Annotated in this window: 18 protein-coding genes and 1 pseudogene; 12 read left to right on the forward strand and 7 right to left on the reverse strand. The window is 58.7% G+C overall.

Features of this window, described 5'->3' with window-relative positions; genetic code table 11:
- The 12 genes and pseudogenes from NKI24_RS34345 to NKI24_RS34400 form a co-directional block, all read left to right on the forward strand.
- On the forward strand, positions 1–1,085 hold a 1,085-nt coding region (locus NKI24_RS34345), incomplete at its 5' end, for an RHS repeat-associated core domain-containing protein (RefSeq protein ID WP_352750607.1).
- A 5-nt stretch (positions 1,086–1,090) separates the two neighbouring features.
- Positions 1,091–1,522 carry a hypothetical protein gene (locus NKI24_RS34350; RefSeq protein ID WP_352750609.1) on the forward strand — a complete coding sequence of 144 codons (432 nt, stop codon included), beginning with the start codon at positions 1,091–1,093 and terminating at the stop codon, positions 1,520–1,522.
- 588 nt (positions 1,523–2,110) lie between these two features.
- A pseudogene (locus NKI24_RS34355) lies at positions 2,111–3,135 on the forward strand (IS5 family transposase); the annotation flags it as partial.
- A 360-nt stretch (positions 3,136–3,495) separates the two neighbouring features.
- Positions 3,496–4,545, forward strand: a complete 1,050-nt coding sequence (locus tag NKI24_RS34360) for a PilN domain-containing protein (RefSeq protein ID WP_352750611.1) — start codon at positions 3,496–3,498, stop codon at positions 4,543–4,545.
- 2 nt (positions 4,546–4,547) lie between these two features.
- The gene (gene gspM, locus NKI24_RS34365; protein WP_352750613.1) at positions 4,548–5,153 is read left to right on the forward strand and encodes a type II secretion system protein GspM; all 606 of its coding nucleotides are present in this window, start codon (positions 4,548–4,550) and stop codon (positions 5,151–5,153) included.
- Positions 5,150–5,695, forward strand: a complete 546-nt coding sequence (locus tag NKI24_RS34370; RefSeq protein ID WP_352750614.1) for a hypothetical protein — start codon at positions 5,150–5,152, stop codon at positions 5,693–5,695. Before gspM ends, NKI24_RS34370 begins: the two co-directional genes overlap by 4 nt.
- Positions 5,692–6,594 carry a hypothetical protein gene (locus NKI24_RS34375; RefSeq protein WP_352750616.1) on the forward strand — a complete coding sequence of 301 codons (903 nt, stop codon included), beginning with the start codon at positions 5,692–5,694 and terminating at the stop codon, positions 6,592–6,594. The genes NKI24_RS34370 and NKI24_RS34375 overlap by 4 nt, the downstream gene beginning before the upstream one ends.
- 5 nt (positions 6,595–6,599) lie before the next feature.
- Positions 6,600–8,243 carry a GspE/PulE family protein gene (locus NKI24_RS34380; RefSeq protein WP_352750618.1) on the forward strand — a complete coding sequence of 548 codons (1,644 nt, stop codon included), beginning with the start codon at positions 6,600–6,602 and terminating at the stop codon, positions 8,241–8,243.
- Positions 8,243–9,457, forward strand: coding sequence for a type II secretion system F family protein (locus NKI24_RS34385; protein ID WP_352750619.1), 1,215 nt, complete (start codon positions 8,243–8,245; stop codon positions 9,455–9,457). The genes NKI24_RS34380 and NKI24_RS34385 overlap by 1 nt, the downstream gene beginning before the upstream one ends.
- Positions 9,454–9,927 carry a GspH/FimT family pseudopilin gene (locus NKI24_RS34390; RefSeq protein ID WP_352750621.1) on the forward strand — a complete coding sequence of 158 codons (474 nt, stop codon included), beginning with the start codon at positions 9,454–9,456 and terminating at the stop codon, positions 9,925–9,927. The genes NKI24_RS34385 and NKI24_RS34390 overlap by 4 nt, the downstream gene beginning before the upstream one ends.
- The gene (locus NKI24_RS34395) at positions 9,924–10,307 is read left to right on the forward strand and encodes a PulJ/GspJ family protein (RefSeq protein WP_352750623.1); all 384 of its coding nucleotides are present in this window, start codon (positions 9,924–9,926) and stop codon (positions 10,305–10,307) included. The genes NKI24_RS34390 and NKI24_RS34395 overlap by 4 nt, the downstream gene beginning before the upstream one ends.
- Positions 10,304–11,023, forward strand: a complete 720-nt coding sequence (locus NKI24_RS34400; protein WP_352750625.1) for a type II secretion system protein GspJ — start codon at positions 10,304–10,306, stop codon at positions 11,021–11,023. The genes NKI24_RS34395 and NKI24_RS34400 overlap by 4 nt, the downstream gene beginning before the upstream one ends.
- Positions 11,024–11,046: 23 nt before the next feature.
- On the opposite strand, the gene gspG is transcribed toward NKI24_RS34400, so the two are convergent.
- The 7 genes from gspG to NKI24_RS34435 all read right to left on the reverse strand — a co-directional run.
- The gene (gspG, locus tag NKI24_RS34405; RefSeq protein WP_352750627.1) at positions 11,047–11,505 is read right to left on the reverse strand and encodes a type II secretion system major pseudopilin GspG; all 459 of its coding nucleotides are present in this window, start codon (positions 11,503–11,505) and stop codon (positions 11,047–11,049) included.
- Positions 11,502–11,999, reverse strand: coding sequence for a prepilin peptidase (locus NKI24_RS34410; RefSeq protein ID WP_352750628.1), 498 nt, complete (start codon positions 11,997–11,999; stop codon positions 11,502–11,504). The genes gspG and NKI24_RS34410 overlap by 4 nt, the downstream gene beginning before the upstream one ends.
- Complete coding sequence (gene gspD, locus NKI24_RS34415; protein ID WP_352750630.1) at positions 11,999–14,125, reverse strand: type II secretion system secretin GspD; 2,127 nt, start codon at positions 14,123–14,125, stop codon at positions 11,999–12,001. Before gspD ends, NKI24_RS34410 begins: the two co-directional genes overlap by 1 nt.
- 334 nt (positions 14,126–14,459) lie before the next feature.
- Positions 14,460–15,092, reverse strand: a complete 633-nt coding sequence (locus NKI24_RS34420) for a hypothetical protein (RefSeq protein ID WP_352750631.1) — start codon at positions 15,090–15,092, stop codon at positions 14,460–14,462.
- 10 nt (positions 15,093–15,102) lie between these two features.
- Entirely contained in the window at positions 15,103–15,939 is an 837-nt protein-coding gene (locus NKI24_RS34425) for an RHS repeat-associated core domain-containing protein (protein WP_352750633.1), read from the reverse strand.
- 37 nt (positions 15,940–15,976) lie between these two features.
- A complete protein-coding gene (locus NKI24_RS34430; RefSeq protein ID WP_352750635.1) occupies positions 15,977–16,948 on the reverse strand; it encodes a transglutaminase family protein in 972 nt (323 codons plus the stop codon).
- Positions 16,945–17,786: RHS repeat-associated core domain-containing protein (locus NKI24_RS34435; RefSeq protein WP_352750636.1), on the reverse strand; the 842-nt coding region annotated here is incomplete at its 5' end. The genes NKI24_RS34430 and NKI24_RS34435, both read right to left, overlap by 4 nt.

The following is a 17,786-nucleotide window of genomic DNA, read 5'->3' on the forward strand; positions in this document are numbered from 1 at the left end:
TCACCACGGCCAGGGGCGCCACGGTTCTGCTCGACGACCAGTATGCCCGCGATCTCGTCGGCCGCATCACCGGCACGACGGGGCTGACCGCCTCCGACAGCTGGACCTATGGCTACGACAAGGCCGACCGGCTGACCTCGAGCGACAATCTCGGCAACAACACGCTCGACGAGACCTTCGTCTATGCCGCCAACGACAATCTGACCTCGCGCACCCGCGTTGCCGGCACCTATGTCTATCCCGCGGCCACATCGCCGCGTCCGCACGCGCCGACAGCAGTCGGGACCAAGACGCTCACCTATGACGCCAATGGCAACATGACCGCCGACGGCACCAGGACGCTCACCTGGGACGAGGCCAACCGGCTGAAGACCGTCACCCAGGCCGCCAACACCGTCTCGCTGTTCTACGGCCCGGACGGCGCGCGGGCGAAGAAAAGTTCGTCGTTCGCCACCACGCTCTATCCCGATGCTTCGGTCGAGATCGATCCGGCGACACCGGGCGCGGAGATCTATACCCGCTATCCTCATCCCGACATCAAGGTGACCGGCGCCACCAAAGCCTTCCTGCACCGCGATCACCTGGTCTCGGTGCGCATGGTCACCGATGCCGCAGGCGCCATCGCCGAACAGACCAACTACGCCAGCTACGGCGAGCGTCTCAACACCGGCTTCCAGACACAAAAGTCCTACATCGGCGAGCGCTTCGATCCAGAGACCGGGCTGCTCTACCTCAATGCCAGGTACATCGATCCGGTGCTCGGACGGTTCATCTCGCCCGATGATGGGCACCCGACACTGCCGGGCGTTGGTACAAACCGGTATGCGTATGCTCAGAATGATCCCATTAACAAAAGCGACCCGAACGGGCATATATGGAACACCGTTGCGGGCGGCTTAATAGGCGCAGTTGTGGGCGCCGGGTTCGAGGCGGGAATGCAATATGCAAACTTCGGCACTGTGAATGACTGGGGATCTGTCGGCAAGGCAGCTGTTGTCGGTGGGGTTCTGGGGCAGTGTCAGCGACTGTTGGCCCTGCAGCGGGTGCGTGGGCCGGATCTTTTGTCTCTGGCACGACGAAACTAGGTTTGGTGAAAGGAGTAGTCGCCGGCGCGTCTGGCGGTGCCGCAGGTGCAACGGCTAAAGACCTAATTGACGACGGGACGGTTCATCCATCCCATGTTGGGGCTGGATTGCTGCTTGGCGCTGGCGCAGGGGCCACAACCGGGCCTTTAGCCGAACACCTTAAAGCCTCCCAACCATATTCAACGATGGTAGGCTGGTTCGGAGGGTTCGGTGCAAAAACGCTAACCGACATTGCCAAAAGCATTATAAGTACCGGTGAAAAAAAGATGTTCGACAAGAAAAAAGAAAACCACCGTGTTCTCGAGATAACCATCACGCATCCTAATATTATCTCAACAGCAGAGCCTCCTTCGAAAAGCGAAGGCGCAAAGGGTGGTGCCTCGCTTTCGCCCGCAGCGTCACAGGCGATTTCCGAAGGTAAGGGTGGTCTTTATTGAGCCTAGAGCGGTAGCGTCAATATGCGAGAAATTGGCATAGTTGTTCTAAATTTAACAATTTGGGCGATCGCCCTCGCGATCTACGCTTCCGTTCCGGAACACACGTCTTTATCAGCGGTTGTTTCTGGGTCGATATGTATATCCTCTGCTCTAGGGACTTTAGCAATGCTTCCTGTTAGGACGTATGGACAAGAGAGAAATATAGGATTTAAACGAAAAATAGGAATTTTTAGCTCTGGGGTTATCTCTACGCTCTATCTTGGAGCTGTTGATAAGGTTTTATAAGTTTAAGCTAGGCATGAGTGTAGGTGGCGTTGGAAATGACAATGATACTCGCATCGTTTTTTTACTTTTCTATATCTCCATTTTTTTAATTGTTTATTTGATATCGCACCTCTCAAATAGATTTGAATCGCAGTGACACTGCCCTTTCCAGTTATAGTTGCGTGGGTTAACGGCATGGATCGCCTTGCCGGCGCCGCGTTTGTGCCACCCCACGAAACGCAAGCAACTGGACACCTCGAAAAACCTGGCAATCGAGACCGCATTTTGATTCACTTCGCCTAGTGATTTGCACGGAGGCGTTGGATGCAAGGCCAGGCTGGATTCTGGGACATTGACGAGCGTTATGTCCGGCTGAGCGCGGCCGGCGATCCACTGGAGAAGCTGAATGCGGTGGTGCCTTGGGAGGTTTTCCGGAAACCGCTGGCCAAGGCGCTGAAGCGCTCCGATGGCGCCAAAGGCGGCCGGCCGCCTTTTGATGCGGTGATGATGTTCAAGGTCCTGGTTCTGCAGGCGCTCTACAGTCTCTCGGACGATCAGACCGAGTTTCAGATCCAAGACCGGCTTTCCTTCATGCGTTTCCTCGGGTTGGGGCTCGGCGACAAGGTGCCCGACGCCAAGACGATCTGGTTGTTTAGGGAGCACCTCACGCAGGCCCGGGCGGTGGACAACCTGTTCGCCCGTTTTGACAAGCACCTCACCAAGGCCGGTTATCTGGCGATGGGTGGCCAGATCGTGGATGCCACGATCGTGGCGGCGCCGAAGCAACGCAATTCCGATGCTGAAAAGGCTGACATCAAGGCAGGAAAGGTGCCGGACGAGTGGCAGAAGAAACCAGCCAAGCTGCGCCAGAAGGACCGGGACGCGCGCTGGACCGTGAAGTTCTCGAAGGCCAAGGCCGATGAGGAGGGAAAGACGAAGCAGCGCGATATCGCCGTTCCCGCCTTCGGCTACAAAAACCATGCCTCGATCGATCGCCGCCACGGCTTCATCCGCGGCTGGAACGTCACCGGCGCCTCGGCTTGGGACGGGGCGCAGCTTCGCAACGTGCTGGACAAGAACAACACCGGCTCGACGGTATGGGCCGACACCGCCTATCGCTCGAAGAACATGAGGCGTGGCTGGACAAGAACGGCTACGTCTCCGACATTCATCACAAGAAGCCGAAAGGCCGGCCGATGAGCGAGGCGATGGCACGGGCCAATGGCCGGCGCTCAAAGATCCGCGCTTTCGTCGAGCACGTCTTCGCGCAGCAGAAATCCCGCATGGGCCTGTTTGTCCGCACGATCGGCATCGCTCGCGCCTGCACCAAGATCGGCATGGCTCGCCTACAATCTCACCCGCTTCGTCTGGCACCAAGGGCGAACTGCGTTCGCCTGACGGCGAGAGCGGCGGAAAACGCCGCCGCGATGCCGAAATCGGCAACCAGCATCAGCCCCAACGACCGAAATCCAGCCCCCGCCGCGCGTCAGGCTGTTCGCAACCTCATTGTCGCACCACCCACTCTGGAAATGCCGGTAGTTCGAGGTGTCCAACTGCTCAATCAGCGAACGGCCCAAAAAGATGGCTGCCAATAAAAGCTGTGGCCAACCCACCTTCCGCGCTGTCGCTGATTTCCGCGTTACACCAGCACTTGTAATCTTAGTCTGAAAACTCAGCTAGCATCAGCTGGGGTGGCGAGGCGACTGGTCTTGGCAACACTCAACGAGCAATTCCTCGACTTCTGCGACTGGTGGCTTGATGAGGTACGAGGGGTCTGGACGTGGGTTAGTCCTGGACAGAAACGATCTTGCACCGGCGAGTGGATAATCAACATGGCGGATGATGGCATCCGACTGTGCGCAGCCGGCGTGCCGGAGTTTCAATCCATCCCTTTGCCGCCGAGTGCCTCGGAGGACGAGATATCCGCGCTTATCCAAACTGCGCTTCGGCGCAAACGGCCGACGTTCGAAATCCAGATCCAATCGGGGTTGTTTCTGACACGGCAACTGGCGACGAGACGACTGCCGCTTCGGCAAGCGAGAAGCATGGCCGAACTCGACCTGCTGGCCACAACGCCGATCGACCCGGCACAGGTGCATATAGTCTTTGCCAAACATGCGGATCAGGACTGTTGCTACCACGTCGTGAAAACCAAGACGCTAGCGGCCGTTCTGGAAGCTGTTCGCCGTGGCGGCGGAACCGTTGGCCCACTGTCTGTGGCCGATGCAGACCAGGTGCGACAGGCCGATCAGTTAAGCTTGGCTGCCATTTGGCCGCCGACCAAACGCGATCGCCGCGCAAGGACCGCGTGGATAGCGGCGTGTTCAATGTTGCTTGGCGCTGCTCTCGTCACCTTAGGCCATGCGCAATGGCGCAATTGGCAGGCCGGCACGGAGCTGGACGCGCAGATCGCCGATGCTCAGGTGCAGGCCAAGGCAGCGCGATCCTCACTGCAGAAGCGCCAGGCAAATATCGAACAGGTCGAAAGAATCCGGGACGAGAAAAAGACGTCTGCCTCGCTGGTCCGCGTCTGGGCCGAACTGACGCATCTGCTTCCCGACACGGCCTGGTTGACCGACCTGTCGGCCAAAGGCGGCGACCTAACCATCACCGGTTTCTCGACTTCAGCGCCAGAATTGATTGAGCCGCTGGACGCATCGGCGCTGATTTCAGCTCCGGAGTTCGCGGCGCCGGTCGTCAAGGTTCCGGGCCAGGACGGCGAGCGTTTTACCATCACGGCGAAGATTGGAGCGCTCTGACAATGCTCTCCACCATCCTCAACGCACATCCGTTGGTGCGCCGCCTGATCGCGCTCACCATCGCAGCCGCAGCAGCCTGCGTCGCCAGCTGGGTGGTGTTCATGGCCTTTGACAGCGTCGCCTCGGCTAAGGCCGGGGTCGAGGAAAAACGAGAGATGCTCGGCCAATTGCAGGCCGTGGCCGCACTCGCAAAACACCTTGACAGTGCAGCGGCATCAGACCCAGCCGCAGCGACAAATTCTGAATTCCTGACGGGAGAGAGCGAGGCGGTCATTCGCGGCGGGCTTCAGACCCGGTTGAATGCGATTGCGGCGACGAATGGCGTGATCGTGCTGTCGGCCGGCAATGCACCGGCGCTCACTGAAGCGGGAGTGAACTTCATCGGGCTGCGGGCAAGCTTTTCGGGCCCTCTGGAAGGCGTCCACAATGCGATCCTCGCCATCGAAACCTCGCTTCCGGTCCTGTTCATTCGCGAGGCCACCTTGCGAACGACGAATGTTGGACCAGCGGCCGGCCGAACAGCGGACCCGGAGCTTTTTGCCGAGATTCTGTTTTATGGGCCTCTGCAGACGAAGGTGGCGTCGCCCTCTGGCGGTGCAAAGCCATGACCGGCAAATTCGCAGCACCGGTCCTGGGGGCGATGATTGCCGGCCTCGTAGCCGTCAACGTTTTGCTCTACGAGACGTCAGTCGACACTGCACCGATCATTTCCGCTAAGGCGCGCGATGGAGGGTTGGCACGGAATTTGCCAGGATCGCTTCAGATTCCGGAGGCAGGTGATTTCAGCGAAACCTTTGAGCGGCCTCTGTTCAGCCCAGCACGCAGAAAATTCGTGCCCGAGCCAGTCGCGCCGCAGGCAGTGGAAGTCGCCTCCGTGGCGGTCGAGCAGCCGCCGCCGCAGAATGTTGCGCCGGCAGTTGTGCCATCGCTGCTGGGGATCAGCCTTCACAGCGGATCGGCGAAGGCGCTGCTGCGGGTTGCTGGGGCCGATACCGCCCTGTGGTACGGCAATGGCGAGACCGTCGATGGCTGGACCGTTTCGACGATCGACAAAGACCAGGCCGTACTGGAGCGGGACGGCAAGGTCGCACGCATCTCGCTTTACCCGTCAGCTCAGGATGGCCAGCCCGCGGCGAATGTCGGCCAATGACCGAGGGACGCTCTGAGGACGAAAATGGAAACGCGGGATTTTCGCTAGTCGCCGTGCTGGTCTTCATGCTGATCGTCTCCGCCATCGTGGTTCCTTTTGCCGTGACGGCAAAAACAAGGCTGATGATGGCCAACAATGAGATCGAGCAGGAGCGTCTGTCGCTGCTTGCCGAAGGCCTGGCGAATGTGGTTTCGAGCGAATTGGCCGACGGTTCAGCGACGGAAAAGCTGCCGCCGGATTTCACGCCAGCAAGTTGCCGGTCGGGAGAATTCATCTTCGATGTCCGCATACAAGACCACAGCGGGCTGATCGATCTCAATGCAGCAGACGCTCGTCTGCTGTCGCTTGGTTTTGCATCGCTCGGTTTCGATCGGCCGGCATCCGAAGAACTTGCCCAGGCGGCCATCCAGTTCCGAGGCAACACGAATGCTTTCGCTGCACCGGCCGAGACTGTAACGTCCGTCGGCCCGGCTCAAAACAAGATGGCACCGTTCGAATCGGTGTCCGAATTGCAGGAGTTTTCGGCGCTTGCTTCGACGCCGCTGCATGATCTCGATGATGTCTTCACGGTTTTTTCGAAGCGCGGCACGCTCGGCCTCGATCATGCTCCGAGCCCCCTTCGAACCGTGCTTGCCGGCGCATCCGGGAGTGGCGCCTCGACAACGCAAGAGGCTGGTGAAGCTCCAGCCTATTCGGTCGAAGTGACAGCGAGGCGGGATGGATCGGGAATTGCAGGCCAGGCGGGATTTATCGTCGAAAAATTCCCGGCCAGCGCGGCGGGCTTTCGGCGTCTTTCACGAACTCCCGCCGCGGAGATCACCGACCTCGCTGCGACGACATCCTCCAGAGATTGCGACGCGCTTTTCGGAACTGCGGCAGCGCAGATCCTGAGGGGATAGGCGTCATGAACCCGGCCATCCGGACCTCCGGCGTCGAGGCATTTCTCGCTTTTCTCGAAACCGAGAAAGTGCTGAGCGCGCATGCAACCCAACGCGCTTTGGGCGCGTCGAAGACATCGGGGCATCCGTTCGACACGGTGATGACCGAACTCGGGCTGATTGGCGAACAGGAGCTTGCCGACAATCTCAGCCGCTTCATGAACCTACCGTCGCCCGTCGACATACCGGAGCAGTTCAATCCCGAAGTGTTTTCAAGCGTTCCACTGAACTATCTCCGTGAGAACGCGATCCTTCCCTTAGCGATTGATGCACAACAACTGGTTGTCGCCGTCGCCGATCCGTTCTCGTCGGCTATGATCGATGCGCTGGCATTTCACTATGAGCGGACGCCAGCGCTCAGAGTACTGCCAAGGCGGGTGATTACCGATTGCATCGAACGGATCGGGCAGTCCGCCAAGGAAGCTGTGTCATCTGATCAAGACAGTGCAGCCTCCTCGGATTTCGGCCCCGACGACTTGGAACGTTTGAAGGATTTTGCCCGCGAGGCGCCGATCGTCCGCTTGGTCGCCGACACGATCCACAAGGCGGTCGATGCGAGAGCAACCGACATCCATATCGAACCGCTTGAGGATCATGTTCGTATCCGTTTCAGGCATGACGGCATGCTATCCACTGTCGACACGGCACCGGCCGCGATGCTCGCAGGTATCTCTACACGCATAAAAATCCTGTCGCGACTCAATATCGCCGAACGGCGGATGCCACAGGATGGACGGATGCGCATTGCGGTGCGTGGCCGGGACATCGACCTTCGTGTCTCGGTCATTCCATCCATTCACGGCGAAGCCATTGTGCTCAGAATTCTTGACCGCGCCGGCGTCGAGCTGCGGCTGGGCAAACTCGGCTTCGACGATGCCGCACAGGCCACGATCAGAAGCATGTCGCAGTCCGCCAACGGCATCGTGCTGATCACCGGGCCGACCGGCAGCGGCAAGACGACGACGCTCTATTCGATCCTGGCCGAGCGCTCCCGGCCGGACGTGAAGATCTTCACGGTAGAGGACCCGGTCGAATACCGCATGGCAGGCATCACGCAATTGCAGGTCAATCCGGCGATCGACCTCGATTTTGCAGCTGCGCTCCGTTCGATCCTTAGACAGGATCCCGACATCATCCTGCTTGGCGAAATCCGCGACCGCGAGACGGCACAAGTCGCGGTCCAGGCGGCTTTGACCGGCCATCTCGTGTTTTCTACACTTCATACCAACAGTGCGGCGGGAGCGCTGACCCGCCTTCGCGACATGGGCATCGACGGCTATCTGCTCGGGGCGACGATCCGAGGGGTTATCGCGCAAAGATTGCTGCGCCGCGTCTGCCCGACCTGCCATGGAACAGACCAAACAGGCTCGGCCTGCCGAAGCTGCAATGGGTCCGGCTATAGCGGGCGCACCGTCACTTACGAGATGCTGCAGGTGTCGCCGCGCATTGCCGAGCTTATCGACCAGGGCGCCGGCGAAATGGAGATCGGCAGGGTTGCAGCGGAAGACGATCTCGTTCCGATGGCGCTCCATGCAAAGGCGCTTGCGCAATCGCAGGTGACGACAATGGAAGAAGTCCGGCGTGTCATCGACCTTAACGGAGGCGGTTGATGCCGGCATTTGCCTACCGCGCCTATCTTGTCGACGGCAGCAGGGAAACCGGCGTTCTCGACGCGTCGACCAAGCAGGATGCTGCCCGCAAATTGGCGCAACAGGGGCGCCGATCCTATCATCTCGCCCCCGTCGACGGAGCAAGGCAACTTATTCGGCTGCCCGGACGCGGCTCTACGTTCACGCGGCGGGTCGATCTCAGCCGCCTTTTTTCCGAGCTTTCGGTGCTGTTGAACGCCGGTTTCACCGTTGATCGCGCCTTGAGCGCGGTGATTTCAGGCGAGGGCAATCATACGCGGCGTCAGCAGTTGCAGTCCGTGCTCGACCTCACGACCGGCGGTCGCCCGATTGCGGAAGCCTTTGCCAGCCTGCCGGGGATCACATCCGACGTTGCGGCCTTGCTCGCCAGCGGCGAACGCAGCGGCAAGATGGCGTTCATCTGCCAAAGGCTGGCCGACACATTCGAAGCAAAGGCAAAGCGTCGTGCAGCCATCGTGGAAGCGCTGACCTATCCCGCCTTTCTGCTGGTGGTCATGAGCGGGGCGCTGGTCATTCTGGCGACGGTGCTTGTGCCGGCGCTGGAGCCAATCTTCGAAGGCTCGGCGGCGGCAAAACCGTTCACCATGAAGCTGCTTTCCGCGCTCGGAACCGTTTTCACCGACTACCCCTTCGTGTTCCCGCTCGCCGCAACCGCTGCTTTGCTCTTCTATCTCTTTTTGTCGAGGTCGGCGGGGGCGAAGGCGTTGTTCTCGCGCTGGCTGCTGAGAATTCCGTTAATCGGTCAGTTGGTCAAGGACACGGTGATAGCGCGCTATCTTGAGACTTTGTCCCTCCTTCTCGGCAACGGGGTGGCAATGACCGAAGCGCTTGGCCTGTCGGCGAACGTCTCCCGGCAAAGTTCACTATGGGCAAGTTTTACCGCGATTGGAGACGACGTAGCCAATGGCGCCCGCCTTCATAGCGCAATCGTCAAGTCTGGCATTTTCGACAACGCGACGATGTCGCTGATTTCATTGGGCGAAGATGCGAACGCGCTTCCCGTCGTGCTGGATCGCGCCGGAAAGATGCTCCAGGCCGCGCTGACACGGCGGATCGACGCCGTGCTGAAACTGCTGACGCCGGCTTTGACGATTTCGCTTGGTTTTCTGGTGGGGAGCCTGGTCATTTCGGTGATGACGACGATCCTCAGCATCAACGATCTGGCCCTGAAATGACGGACGCGCCTCCCTCCTGTCAACGAGAAAACGCGACGGCCGGTTTCACTCTGGTCGAGATGTTAGTCGTCCTGGCAATCATGGCTGTCGTCGCGGCCATTGCAGCTCCGGGCATCGCCAGAAATTATCGAACCAGGAACCTGGAAAGCTTGACGAGCGAGATCACCACGCGACTGCGCCTGTCACGCACGTCTGCAATCGCCACGGCCAGGCCGAAACAGATAGTCATCGATCCTCGTGCCGGCGCGATCCGCTTCGATGATCGAGACACGCTCGTCCTGCCCGAAGACGTGGAAGTGACTGTGACGACAGGGCTGGAAACTGTCGCCGCGGAACGGCAGGCGACCTTGACATTCCTGCCGGACGGCAGCGCTTCCGGGCTGGACATCGATCTGCAACGCAAAGGCCAGACGGTACGCATCGAGGTGAACTGGCTGACCGGGCTTGCGACGCGGCGGACACTGCCATGATCTCGCAGGCAGTCCCAGATTCCGATGCAGACGGTTTTTCGATCCTGGAGATGATCGTCGCGATGACGATCCTGGCGCTTGTGCTTGGCATAGCAAGCCAGTCGATCGTGATGGCGAGCCGCAGCATCGCGGTTGCCAAGGCACAGGTCGAAGCCGCTCGCGCGGTTCGCGAGATGCTGGCCGATCACCAAGCTGGTCGCGGATCGAATTCAACCGCCTCCGATGCCGCGCAGCCCGGCTGGAGCCTGAAAACCCGCACGATTGAGATATCGAAGGCGAAACTAACAGCGATTATCATTGAGAGAACCGGCGCCGCTGGTGCCGGGCGTGGCGAGCCGTTTCTGACGTTTGTTCCCGTCCAGGATACGAACTCTCAATGAGCCGCTCATCGGGTAGTTGCGGACAGTGGCTCCCAGGGTTTCCCGTCCTCAAGCCCAGCTTCGAATGGTGCCGCCTGGGTGGAACTCGCGCGTCATCGGCGTCGGTCGAGGGTTTTGCGCTGATCGACGTGCTCGTTGGGCTTGCCCTGGTCGGCGTGATTTCCTCGCTGATGATTGTCTTTCTCGGACAAGCCCGCACGATGATGCGCATCGAGAAGGCAACCGAGATGCAGATGGAGGTCGATGCTGCCTCGCGGTTTCTCGAAACCGCAATCAGCCGTGTAGAGCCGCTGCCGTTGTCAAAATCGTCGCCGGAGCATGTGATCTATCTCAGCGGTGAGCCGGGCCGAATCGAATTCAACGGCGTTCAGGCGATCGGCTTCAGATCCTCGGCACTGCGGGAGATCACCGTTTCCCTTGGAAGCGAAGCTGAAGACATCCTGACCATCGACCAAAAACCACGGCGCGGTAGCGACAGCAGCAGATCAACAGAAAACCAATCAGTTCGACTGATTGCTGGTGTGACCGCCATAAAATTCGAGTATCTCGACGGCTCGCCAGGAGCATCTCTGTGGTCGGACAGCTGGAGCGCCCAGCGGCGCCTGCCGGCCGCTGTGCGGTTCACAATCTCGGTCGATCGGGACGGCGCAGCCTACTCATCCGCAGGCTTTGCGCGCCTCGAGTTGGCAGATCGCCAAGCACAGCCCAGGAACTGACGATCTCCCATCCTAACGCTTGATCAGTTGGTAATGTCCTGATCTTCGCCGCTGCCGTCGGGCTTGCCGTCGCGGCCGAAGGTGCGGATCATCACACCGGTCGCATCGGCCTTCACTTCATAGGAGTAAGGCTTTCCCCAGGGATCTTTCAGCCCGGTGGTCCCCTTGAGGTACGGCCCATTCCAGCGCTCTTCGCCGGCAGGTGCCGCGACCAGCGCGGACAGGCCTTCCTCCGAAGTCGGATATTTTGCGTTATCAACATAGTAGAGTTCGAGGGCGCTCTCGATGTTGCGGATTTGCGCCTTGGCCGCATTGGTCCTGGCCGAGCCGAGATAGCGCAGAACCTGCGGGGCAGCGAGCGTGGCGATCAACGCTATGATGGCAAGTACCACCAGAAGCTCGACCAGCGTAAAACCGCTTTCATGATTTTCGCTTTCACGGCGGTATTTTCTGCTTGGTCGAATGAAACGGAGAGAAGTCATTGGAGTGATCCCATGTTCCAATCTGCAAATTGTTCCAGCACCCAGGTGCAGCCAAGGCCCGTTGCGATGAACGGACCGAAGGCGACGCGCGCCCGCGCGGCCGCTGGACCCACCGCGACCACCTGACCACCGATGAATAACAGCGCGCTTGCGCTTGCTATGAACAGCACGACCGGCAGCAGCAGCGGGTTGATCCAGCATGCGGCGGCGCCAAGCATTTTGACGTCGCCGAGCCCAAGACCGATGCGGCCGGTCATTGCGAAATGACCGCGACGGACGAGCCAGACAGCGGACAAGGTTCCAACAGCCAACAGGATTTGGCTAGGGACCTGATCTAGTTGTGTCGCAGCTTGGAAGCCAAGGCCCGTGCCAGCCAACGCCAGATTGAGTTCATCGGGAATTATCAGCCTTCGAAAATCCGCGACTGAAATGGTGACAAGGATTGCTGTCAGAGCGATCGTCGCAGTCAGCACGAGAGACAAGTGGGCGCTCATCAGTATTTCAGTCGTTTGAGATTCTGTTGCAGAGGGGTTCCGCCGCGGCGCTGCTGGATCGGCGTCTGCAGGCTGATCTTGCCGCGGAATTCATCGGTGACCTGCCGCGCCTCGCTGATGTCGCGGATAACGCGCGGACGAATGAAAATGATCAGCTCGGTCCGCCCGACGCTGTCGCTCTTGTGCTTGAAGGCGTTGCCGATGATCGGGATGTCGCCGAGGATCGGCACCTGGCCGCGATCGACATTGTTGCGTTCCTGGATAAGGCCGCCGAGCGCCAGGCTCTCGCCGTCATTGACCAGCACGCGCGTCTGGATCTTCCGCTGCTGAATGGTTGGCGAATCGATGCCGGAGCTGGTCGTCTTGGTGACGTTGCTGACTTCTTGGCTGATATCGAGCATGACACGGCCGGCATTGTTGATGCGCGGCGTGACCGTGAGTATGACACCAGTGTCCTTCATCTCGACCGAATTGACGATCGGTGCGTCGGCGGTCGATGTCCCCACGGCCTGCTGCGTGATGATCGGCACCTGGTCGCCAACCTGCAGGATTGCCTTCTGGTTGTTGAGCGCCATGATGGTCGGCGCCGATATCACATTGACGTCGGTGATGCTGGCGAGTGCGTTCAGCGTGACCTGGATGTTGTCAGTCGCGTAGGTCCAGCCAAAACCGGGAAAGGTTGCGCCGGTGAAACCGCTGGCCACGTCGGACAGGGAGATCTTCATACCATTGTTTTCGAAGAACCAGCGAAGCCCGAACTTCAGTTCGTCGTTCAGCGTCACTTCGGCGATCACCGCCTCCAGCATGACTTGCGTCGGCAAGATGTCGAGCTTCGCCAATATGTGCTGGATGCGATCATAGTCCCGTGCCGTGGTCTGTATCAGCAGCGCATTGTTCTCGACATCAGCCACGACCTTGGCGTGGGTGGGTGACTGTTCGTCTGGCGCCAAGGCCAGCGACGGGGATGGGCCGGTCAATGGCACAGGCGTCACGCCATCGGATTGCAAGGCGATCGGCGTCATGTCGGGCGACACGTTCGCGCCGGCCATCTCGCCCTCGGTCTTGACCGAAGTGCCGAGCACGGAGCTCAGCACCGCAGCCAGTTCCTTGGCCGGTCGGTTCTGAATCTCATAGACGAAGAGCTGGTCCTCGTTGGTCTCGGCCAGCTTGTCGAGCTTGCCGATCCACACCGCGGCGCGGCTGAGATAGGCCGGGCGCGAGGTGATCACCAGCACCGAATTCAGCCTATCGTTGGGAATAAACTGGATGATCTTGGCGCCAGGGCCGTTCTTGGTGCCGAAGATCGAATCGAGCTCTGAGGCAACGGCTTCAGGCTTTGAGGTTTTCAGGGGATGAAGGGCGACCGACATGCCGCGCATCCAGTCGACGTCGAACACCGAAACCGCTTCGCGAATGGCATCGAGATCGCTGTTGTTGCCGGCGACCGTGATCAGATTGCGGGTGGAATCCACCCTGAGAACCGAGCCTTGTCGTGTGATCGGCTCGAGGATGGTCTTCATTTCGTCAGCTGCGATGTATTGCAGCTGCAGCACCTGCACCTTGATGCCGGGGCCGGAGGGTGAGACCGAAGGTACGCTGACCGAGGGCGTGCTGGACATGATGTCGGAAAGCGGCACGATCTGGTACGTGCCCGCACGCTTGGTGATACCGGCATTGTTCACGGCAAGCGCGGATTCCAGGATATCGACCAGCGCATCCTCCGATACGGGTTGCGAAGTCTGCAGCGTCACCGTCCCCTGCACGCGCGGGTCGACGATGTAGTTGAGGTGGAGAGCATCGCCGAGCACGGCTTTCGCTGCTTGCGCGACAGGTGCGTTGACCAGATTGAGCTCGAATTGACCAGAACCATCGCCCGTTACTTGGGCGATTGGCGCGCCAGAGGAGACGAAATTACCGGAGCCCTGGTACTGCGCACCGGAGAAGCGCTGGGCTTCACCTGCCGCAGTTAATGGATGGGAAGCGTTATATCCCGCCCGCAGCGGCGAGTTCTTTGCATGCAGACTATCAACGGTTTCGGTGAAAAAATCCTTGCCCGACGGAGACGTGCAACCTGCGCATGCGAGCAGCATGCACAACACGACGCAATTACTCAGATTGATCGACATCCGCCCGATTCCCCTAGGTTCTTAGTCTAGAGCTTCTTGGGGATGGGCGCTGGAATTGCCCGCGTTATTCCGGATCTATCCACAGGGTTGGTGACGATGAGTTTTACGCGCGACCAATGGTTGGTTTTAGTCGCTGCGAGACGCGCGGCATGTCCTACCGGTGCGTCAGGTGCCAGCCTGGAGGAATGGTTTGAGAGTCGGACGTTTCTGCAGATACCCTCGTCAGAATACTAACGATCCAGTCACTCCCGGAAGATCGCGGCTTTGCTCGGAACAAGGTTTAGGATGTCGTTAGTCAGCACCCTCGCCCGGACAAGGGCCAAACTCTAAGATTTTACTGAAATTTCTTCAGTCCGGGGATTACGGGCCTATAGTAATTATTTATTACGTCTAGATGATGCTTGTTATAGGATATGCCAGATAAAAAATTATCGTTAAAGTACCTTATCCAAATATCGTCAGGAATTCCGCCGAGTATTTCTTTTTTCAGACTTGACTCTCTTGAATAGGTATTTATCTCAAGGTCGTATTCAAAAAAAATCCCTTTATTCTTTTTGTCATCGAATAGAACGAGTGGAGTTGTCATGTGCCCAGACTGAATTTCCCGAAGAATATCGTACTTAAATTCACCAAATTCAATTGCGAGGAATACATCCGGCCTGCCAGACATGATAAACTTTCTGTTCGAAAAAGTCGACAATACATGCCTTTCAACGATAGATTCGAGAGAATCTCCGTTCATAAAATTCTCGTCGTGGAAAAGAGGATCGTATGGAATTGGTGTATTCACCCAATCTGCTTTGGGTAGGCATAGATAACCTTCTCCCAATGGATAGCTCGAAAACAACTCATCTACACGAATATCGTTAGCTTCATCGAACTGAATCAACTTAATTCCATTTTTATCAAAGTGCGCCCTAGCCGAATCCAATAAGAATGCTTCCATTTTCTTTTGAAAAAAGCCCATCTTAATTCACCTATCTAGCCGTATCGTCCGATGACGTCTTATCCGAGTTACCGCCGTCAGTATCGGATTTAGTGTCTTTTTCGGTCTTCTCTTTTGTCCCATCCACGAATGACCCTTTGATCTCAGCCTTTTTTTGACCTGGCTTCGTGATTGCAAATCCAGGTTTTCCGGTGGTTCTCCGCTCCGGGTAAGTGTCGACCTTTGTGCCATCGGGCAGTGTTGTTGTCGTACCTCCGACGTTGGTCGGATTTTGGATCGCGCCGGGAATGTTTTTTAACTTATCCGCAAACGTGCTGGGGTCTCCCGTAACTACATATCCCTTTTCCCCATCATCAGCTGCTTTTGCTCCTCCAAAGACTGAATCAACATCTGGGTTTCCGGTGGCAATTCCTGGTGCCGGGGCGTCGACATCTTTATCCTTCGGCTCTTCCTCAGACGAAATAGCATTAACTGCCAGCACACCAACTGCGACAACGGCTGCCGCTAGCGCTATCCCTGCAGCAACTTCGCAGCCGCCTGCTGCGCAGGCCATCGCCAACAGGGCTCTCCCTCCCCAGATGCCCGCTTGGACTGCCAAACCGTTGTGCCCATTCTGATCGGATTTGTTAATCGGATCGTTTTGAGCGTAGGCATATCGATTGGTTCCGACACCAGGCAGCGTCGGGTTCCAGTCGTCGGGCGAGATGAAGCGGGCAGGCTGGGCATTGGCGCTCGTCCTGTGGAGTTGAATCTGGAATCCGGACGCTGCTGACGCCTGGGAAGCGTAAGTCCCTGGAACGACCATTACGAAAGCCAGCATAACCGCTAGCACCCGTTGAATTATGCTGCTGCTGTTCGATCTGGTCATCCAAAATCCCCCTTGCCCGTAAATTCGTATCTTAAGGTCAATTCAGCTTCGGCTCGCGCCAGCCGAGCGCTTCGGCTCTGGCGAAGGCTTCTCGATTGGCCCGATAGAGTTCGTTTGCGTAGGCGATCCGGTCGGCCGGAATGTCGCTCTGCTTCGTATATTTCTGGATGATGTTGGTCTCGAGCAGCCGGTAGTAGGCCGTGCCCTTCTTCACCAGCGTATAGGCATTGGCTGGATAGGCTTCGATCAGCACGTCAGCGACTGCGACGGCCTCGTCGTAGCGCCCGATGGCGATAAGGTTGTCGAGGACCGGCGTTGATAGGACTGACACTGCCTCGCGCTGCGAAAGTGTCTTGAGGTAGACGCCATTGGCAATGGCCTCGTCGGTCATCAGCACCTTTTGCCGATACCACGCGTCTCGCGTAAAACCAGCGCCGCTGGTGGTCTCGAGGTTCCAGGTCTTGCCTGTCGCGTCGTCGATGTATTTGACGAAGACGTGCAGCGGCGCTGTCGACAGCGTCACATTGAGCCCGAGCCGCTTGCCCAGAATGAGAAACAAGGTCGGCATCGAGACGCAATTGCCCTTCCTGGTCGCGAGGTAGTTTGGCAGCGACTGCGAACCGGGAGTTTGGCCGTACGGATCAGAGAGATCATATTCAAACGGCCTGCCATTGTTCCACCAGCCACCCTCGTAGAGAAAGGTGCGGAGCGCTTTCATCTTCTCCATGCTGGTAGAAGCCGCTTCAGGAGGCAGACTGCCCAGCATCTTGTTGACAGTGACGACCATTGCGTCGATCTCGCCGAGAGCGGCCTCTTCGTTGATCGACGGATCAACGAACCTGTCGACCGCGAGCTTTACGCGAGCAAAATCCGCCTGCCCGTTGGCTGCATTGACCAAGGTCCGGACGAAGGCAGCCGGGTTCACTCCGTCGGCGTTCTCCGCCTTGGACAGGCTGCCTGTGGCCAGCACAAAAAGCAGGATCGAAGCGAGCTTGATTGCCAAGATCATTGCGCTCTCCTGGTCACGGCGAGGTTTTGTTCTTGGCATCTGGCCCCTCCCTCCAGGTCTTTGGGAATGAATCTCCCCAACACGGGATCCATGTACCTGGCATTGAGATACAGCAGCCCGGTCTCGGGATCGAAGCGCTCGCCGATGTAGGACTTTTGTGTCTGGAAGCCGGTGTTGAGGCGCTCTCCATAGGTGGCGTAGTTGGTGGCCTCGACGATGGCGCCCGAGGCATCGGTGACCATGCGGACGGAGGCCAGGTGATCGCGGTGCAGGAGGGCTTTTGTCGCGCCGGTCACCTTGACGTCGGGATGGGGGTAGCGGGTGTAGATTTCTGCTCCAGGTGTCGCCGGATCGATCTCGACGGAGGCGTCGGGATAGAGCGTGGTGGCAAAGGATGAGCTTTTTTTGGCTCGCGCGCCGTCCGGGCCGTAGGAGAGAGAAACGGTGTTGGCGGCCTGGGTGACGGTCTTCAGCCGGTTGGCCTCGTCCCAGGCGAGCGTCCTGGTGCCGTCGGCGGTCATGTTGCCATTGGCGTCATAGATGAGCGTCTTGGCGCCGACCGCTGTTGGCGCATGCGGACGAGCAGCACTCGCCGCGGGATAGACGTACGTGCCGGCAACACGGGTGCGCGAGGTCAGATTGTCGTTGGCGGCATAGACGAACGTCTCGTCGAGCGTGTTGTTGCCGAGATTGTCGCTCGAAGTCAGCCGGTCGGCCTTGTCGTAGCCATAGGTCCAGCTGTCGGAAGCGGTGAGCCCCGTCGTGCCGGTGATGCGGCCGACGAGATCGCGGGCATACTGGTCGTCGAGCAGAACCGTGGCGCCCCTGGCCGTGGTGA

Origin of the sequence: Mesorhizobium sp. M0701, from assembly GCF_040320365.1 — a bacterium.
Taxonomy (GTDB): domain Bacteria; phylum Pseudomonadota; class Alphaproteobacteria; order Rhizobiales; family Rhizobiaceae; genus Mesorhizobium.

Excerpts from the sequence above, each read along its gene's own strand:
- gspM (WP_352750613.1), top strand. The coding sequence starts at position 4,548 with ATGCTCTCCACCATCCTCAACGCACATCCGTTGGTGCGCCGCCTGATC.
- NKI24_RS34370 (WP_352750614.1), top strand. The coding sequence starts at position 5,150 with ATGACCGGCAAATTCGCAGCACCGGTCCTGGGGGCGATGATTGCCGGC.
- NKI24_RS34375 (WP_352750616.1), top strand. The coding sequence starts at position 5,692 with ATGACCGAGGGACGCTCTGAGGACGAAAATGGAAACGCGGGATTTTCG.
- NKI24_RS34380 (WP_352750618.1), top strand. The coding sequence starts at position 6,600 with ATGAACCCGGCCATCCGGACCTCCGGCGTCGAGGCATTTCTCGCTTTT.
- NKI24_RS34385 (WP_352750619.1), top strand. The coding sequence starts at position 8,243 with ATGCCGGCATTTGCCTACCGCGCCTATCTTGTCGACGGCAGCAGGGAA.
- NKI24_RS34390 (WP_352750621.1), top strand. The coding sequence starts at position 9,454 with ATGACGGACGCGCCTCCCTCCTGTCAACGAGAAAACGCGACGGCCGGT.
- NKI24_RS34395 (WP_352750623.1), top strand. The coding sequence starts at position 9,924 with ATGATCTCGCAGGCAGTCCCAGATTCCGATGCAGACGGTTTTTCGATC.
- NKI24_RS34400 (WP_352750625.1), top strand. The coding sequence starts at position 10,304 with ATGAGCCGCTCATCGGGTAGTTGCGGACAGTGGCTCCCAGGGTTTCCC.
- gspG (WP_352750627.1), bottom strand. The coding sequence starts at position 11,505 with ATGACTTCTCTCCGTTTCATTCGACCAAGCAGAAAATACCGCCGTGAA.
- NKI24_RS34410 (WP_352750628.1), bottom strand. The coding sequence starts at position 11,999 with ATGAGCGCCCACTTGTCTCTCGTGCTGACTGCGACGATCGCTCTGACA.
- gspD (WP_352750630.1), bottom strand. The coding sequence starts at position 14,125 with ATGTCGATCAATCTGAGTAATTGCGTCGTGTTGTGCATGCTGCTCGCA.
- NKI24_RS34420 (WP_352750631.1), bottom strand. The coding sequence starts at position 15,092 with ATGGGCTTTTTTCAAAAGAAAATGGAAGCATTCTTATTGGATTCGGCT.
- NKI24_RS34425 (WP_352750633.1), bottom strand. The coding sequence starts at position 15,939 with ATGACCAGATCGAACAGCAGCAGCATAATTCAACGGGTGCTAGCGGTT.
- NKI24_RS34430 (WP_352750635.1), bottom strand. The coding sequence starts at position 16,948 with ATGATCTTGGCAATCAAGCTCGCTTCGATCCTGCTTTTTGTGCTGGCC.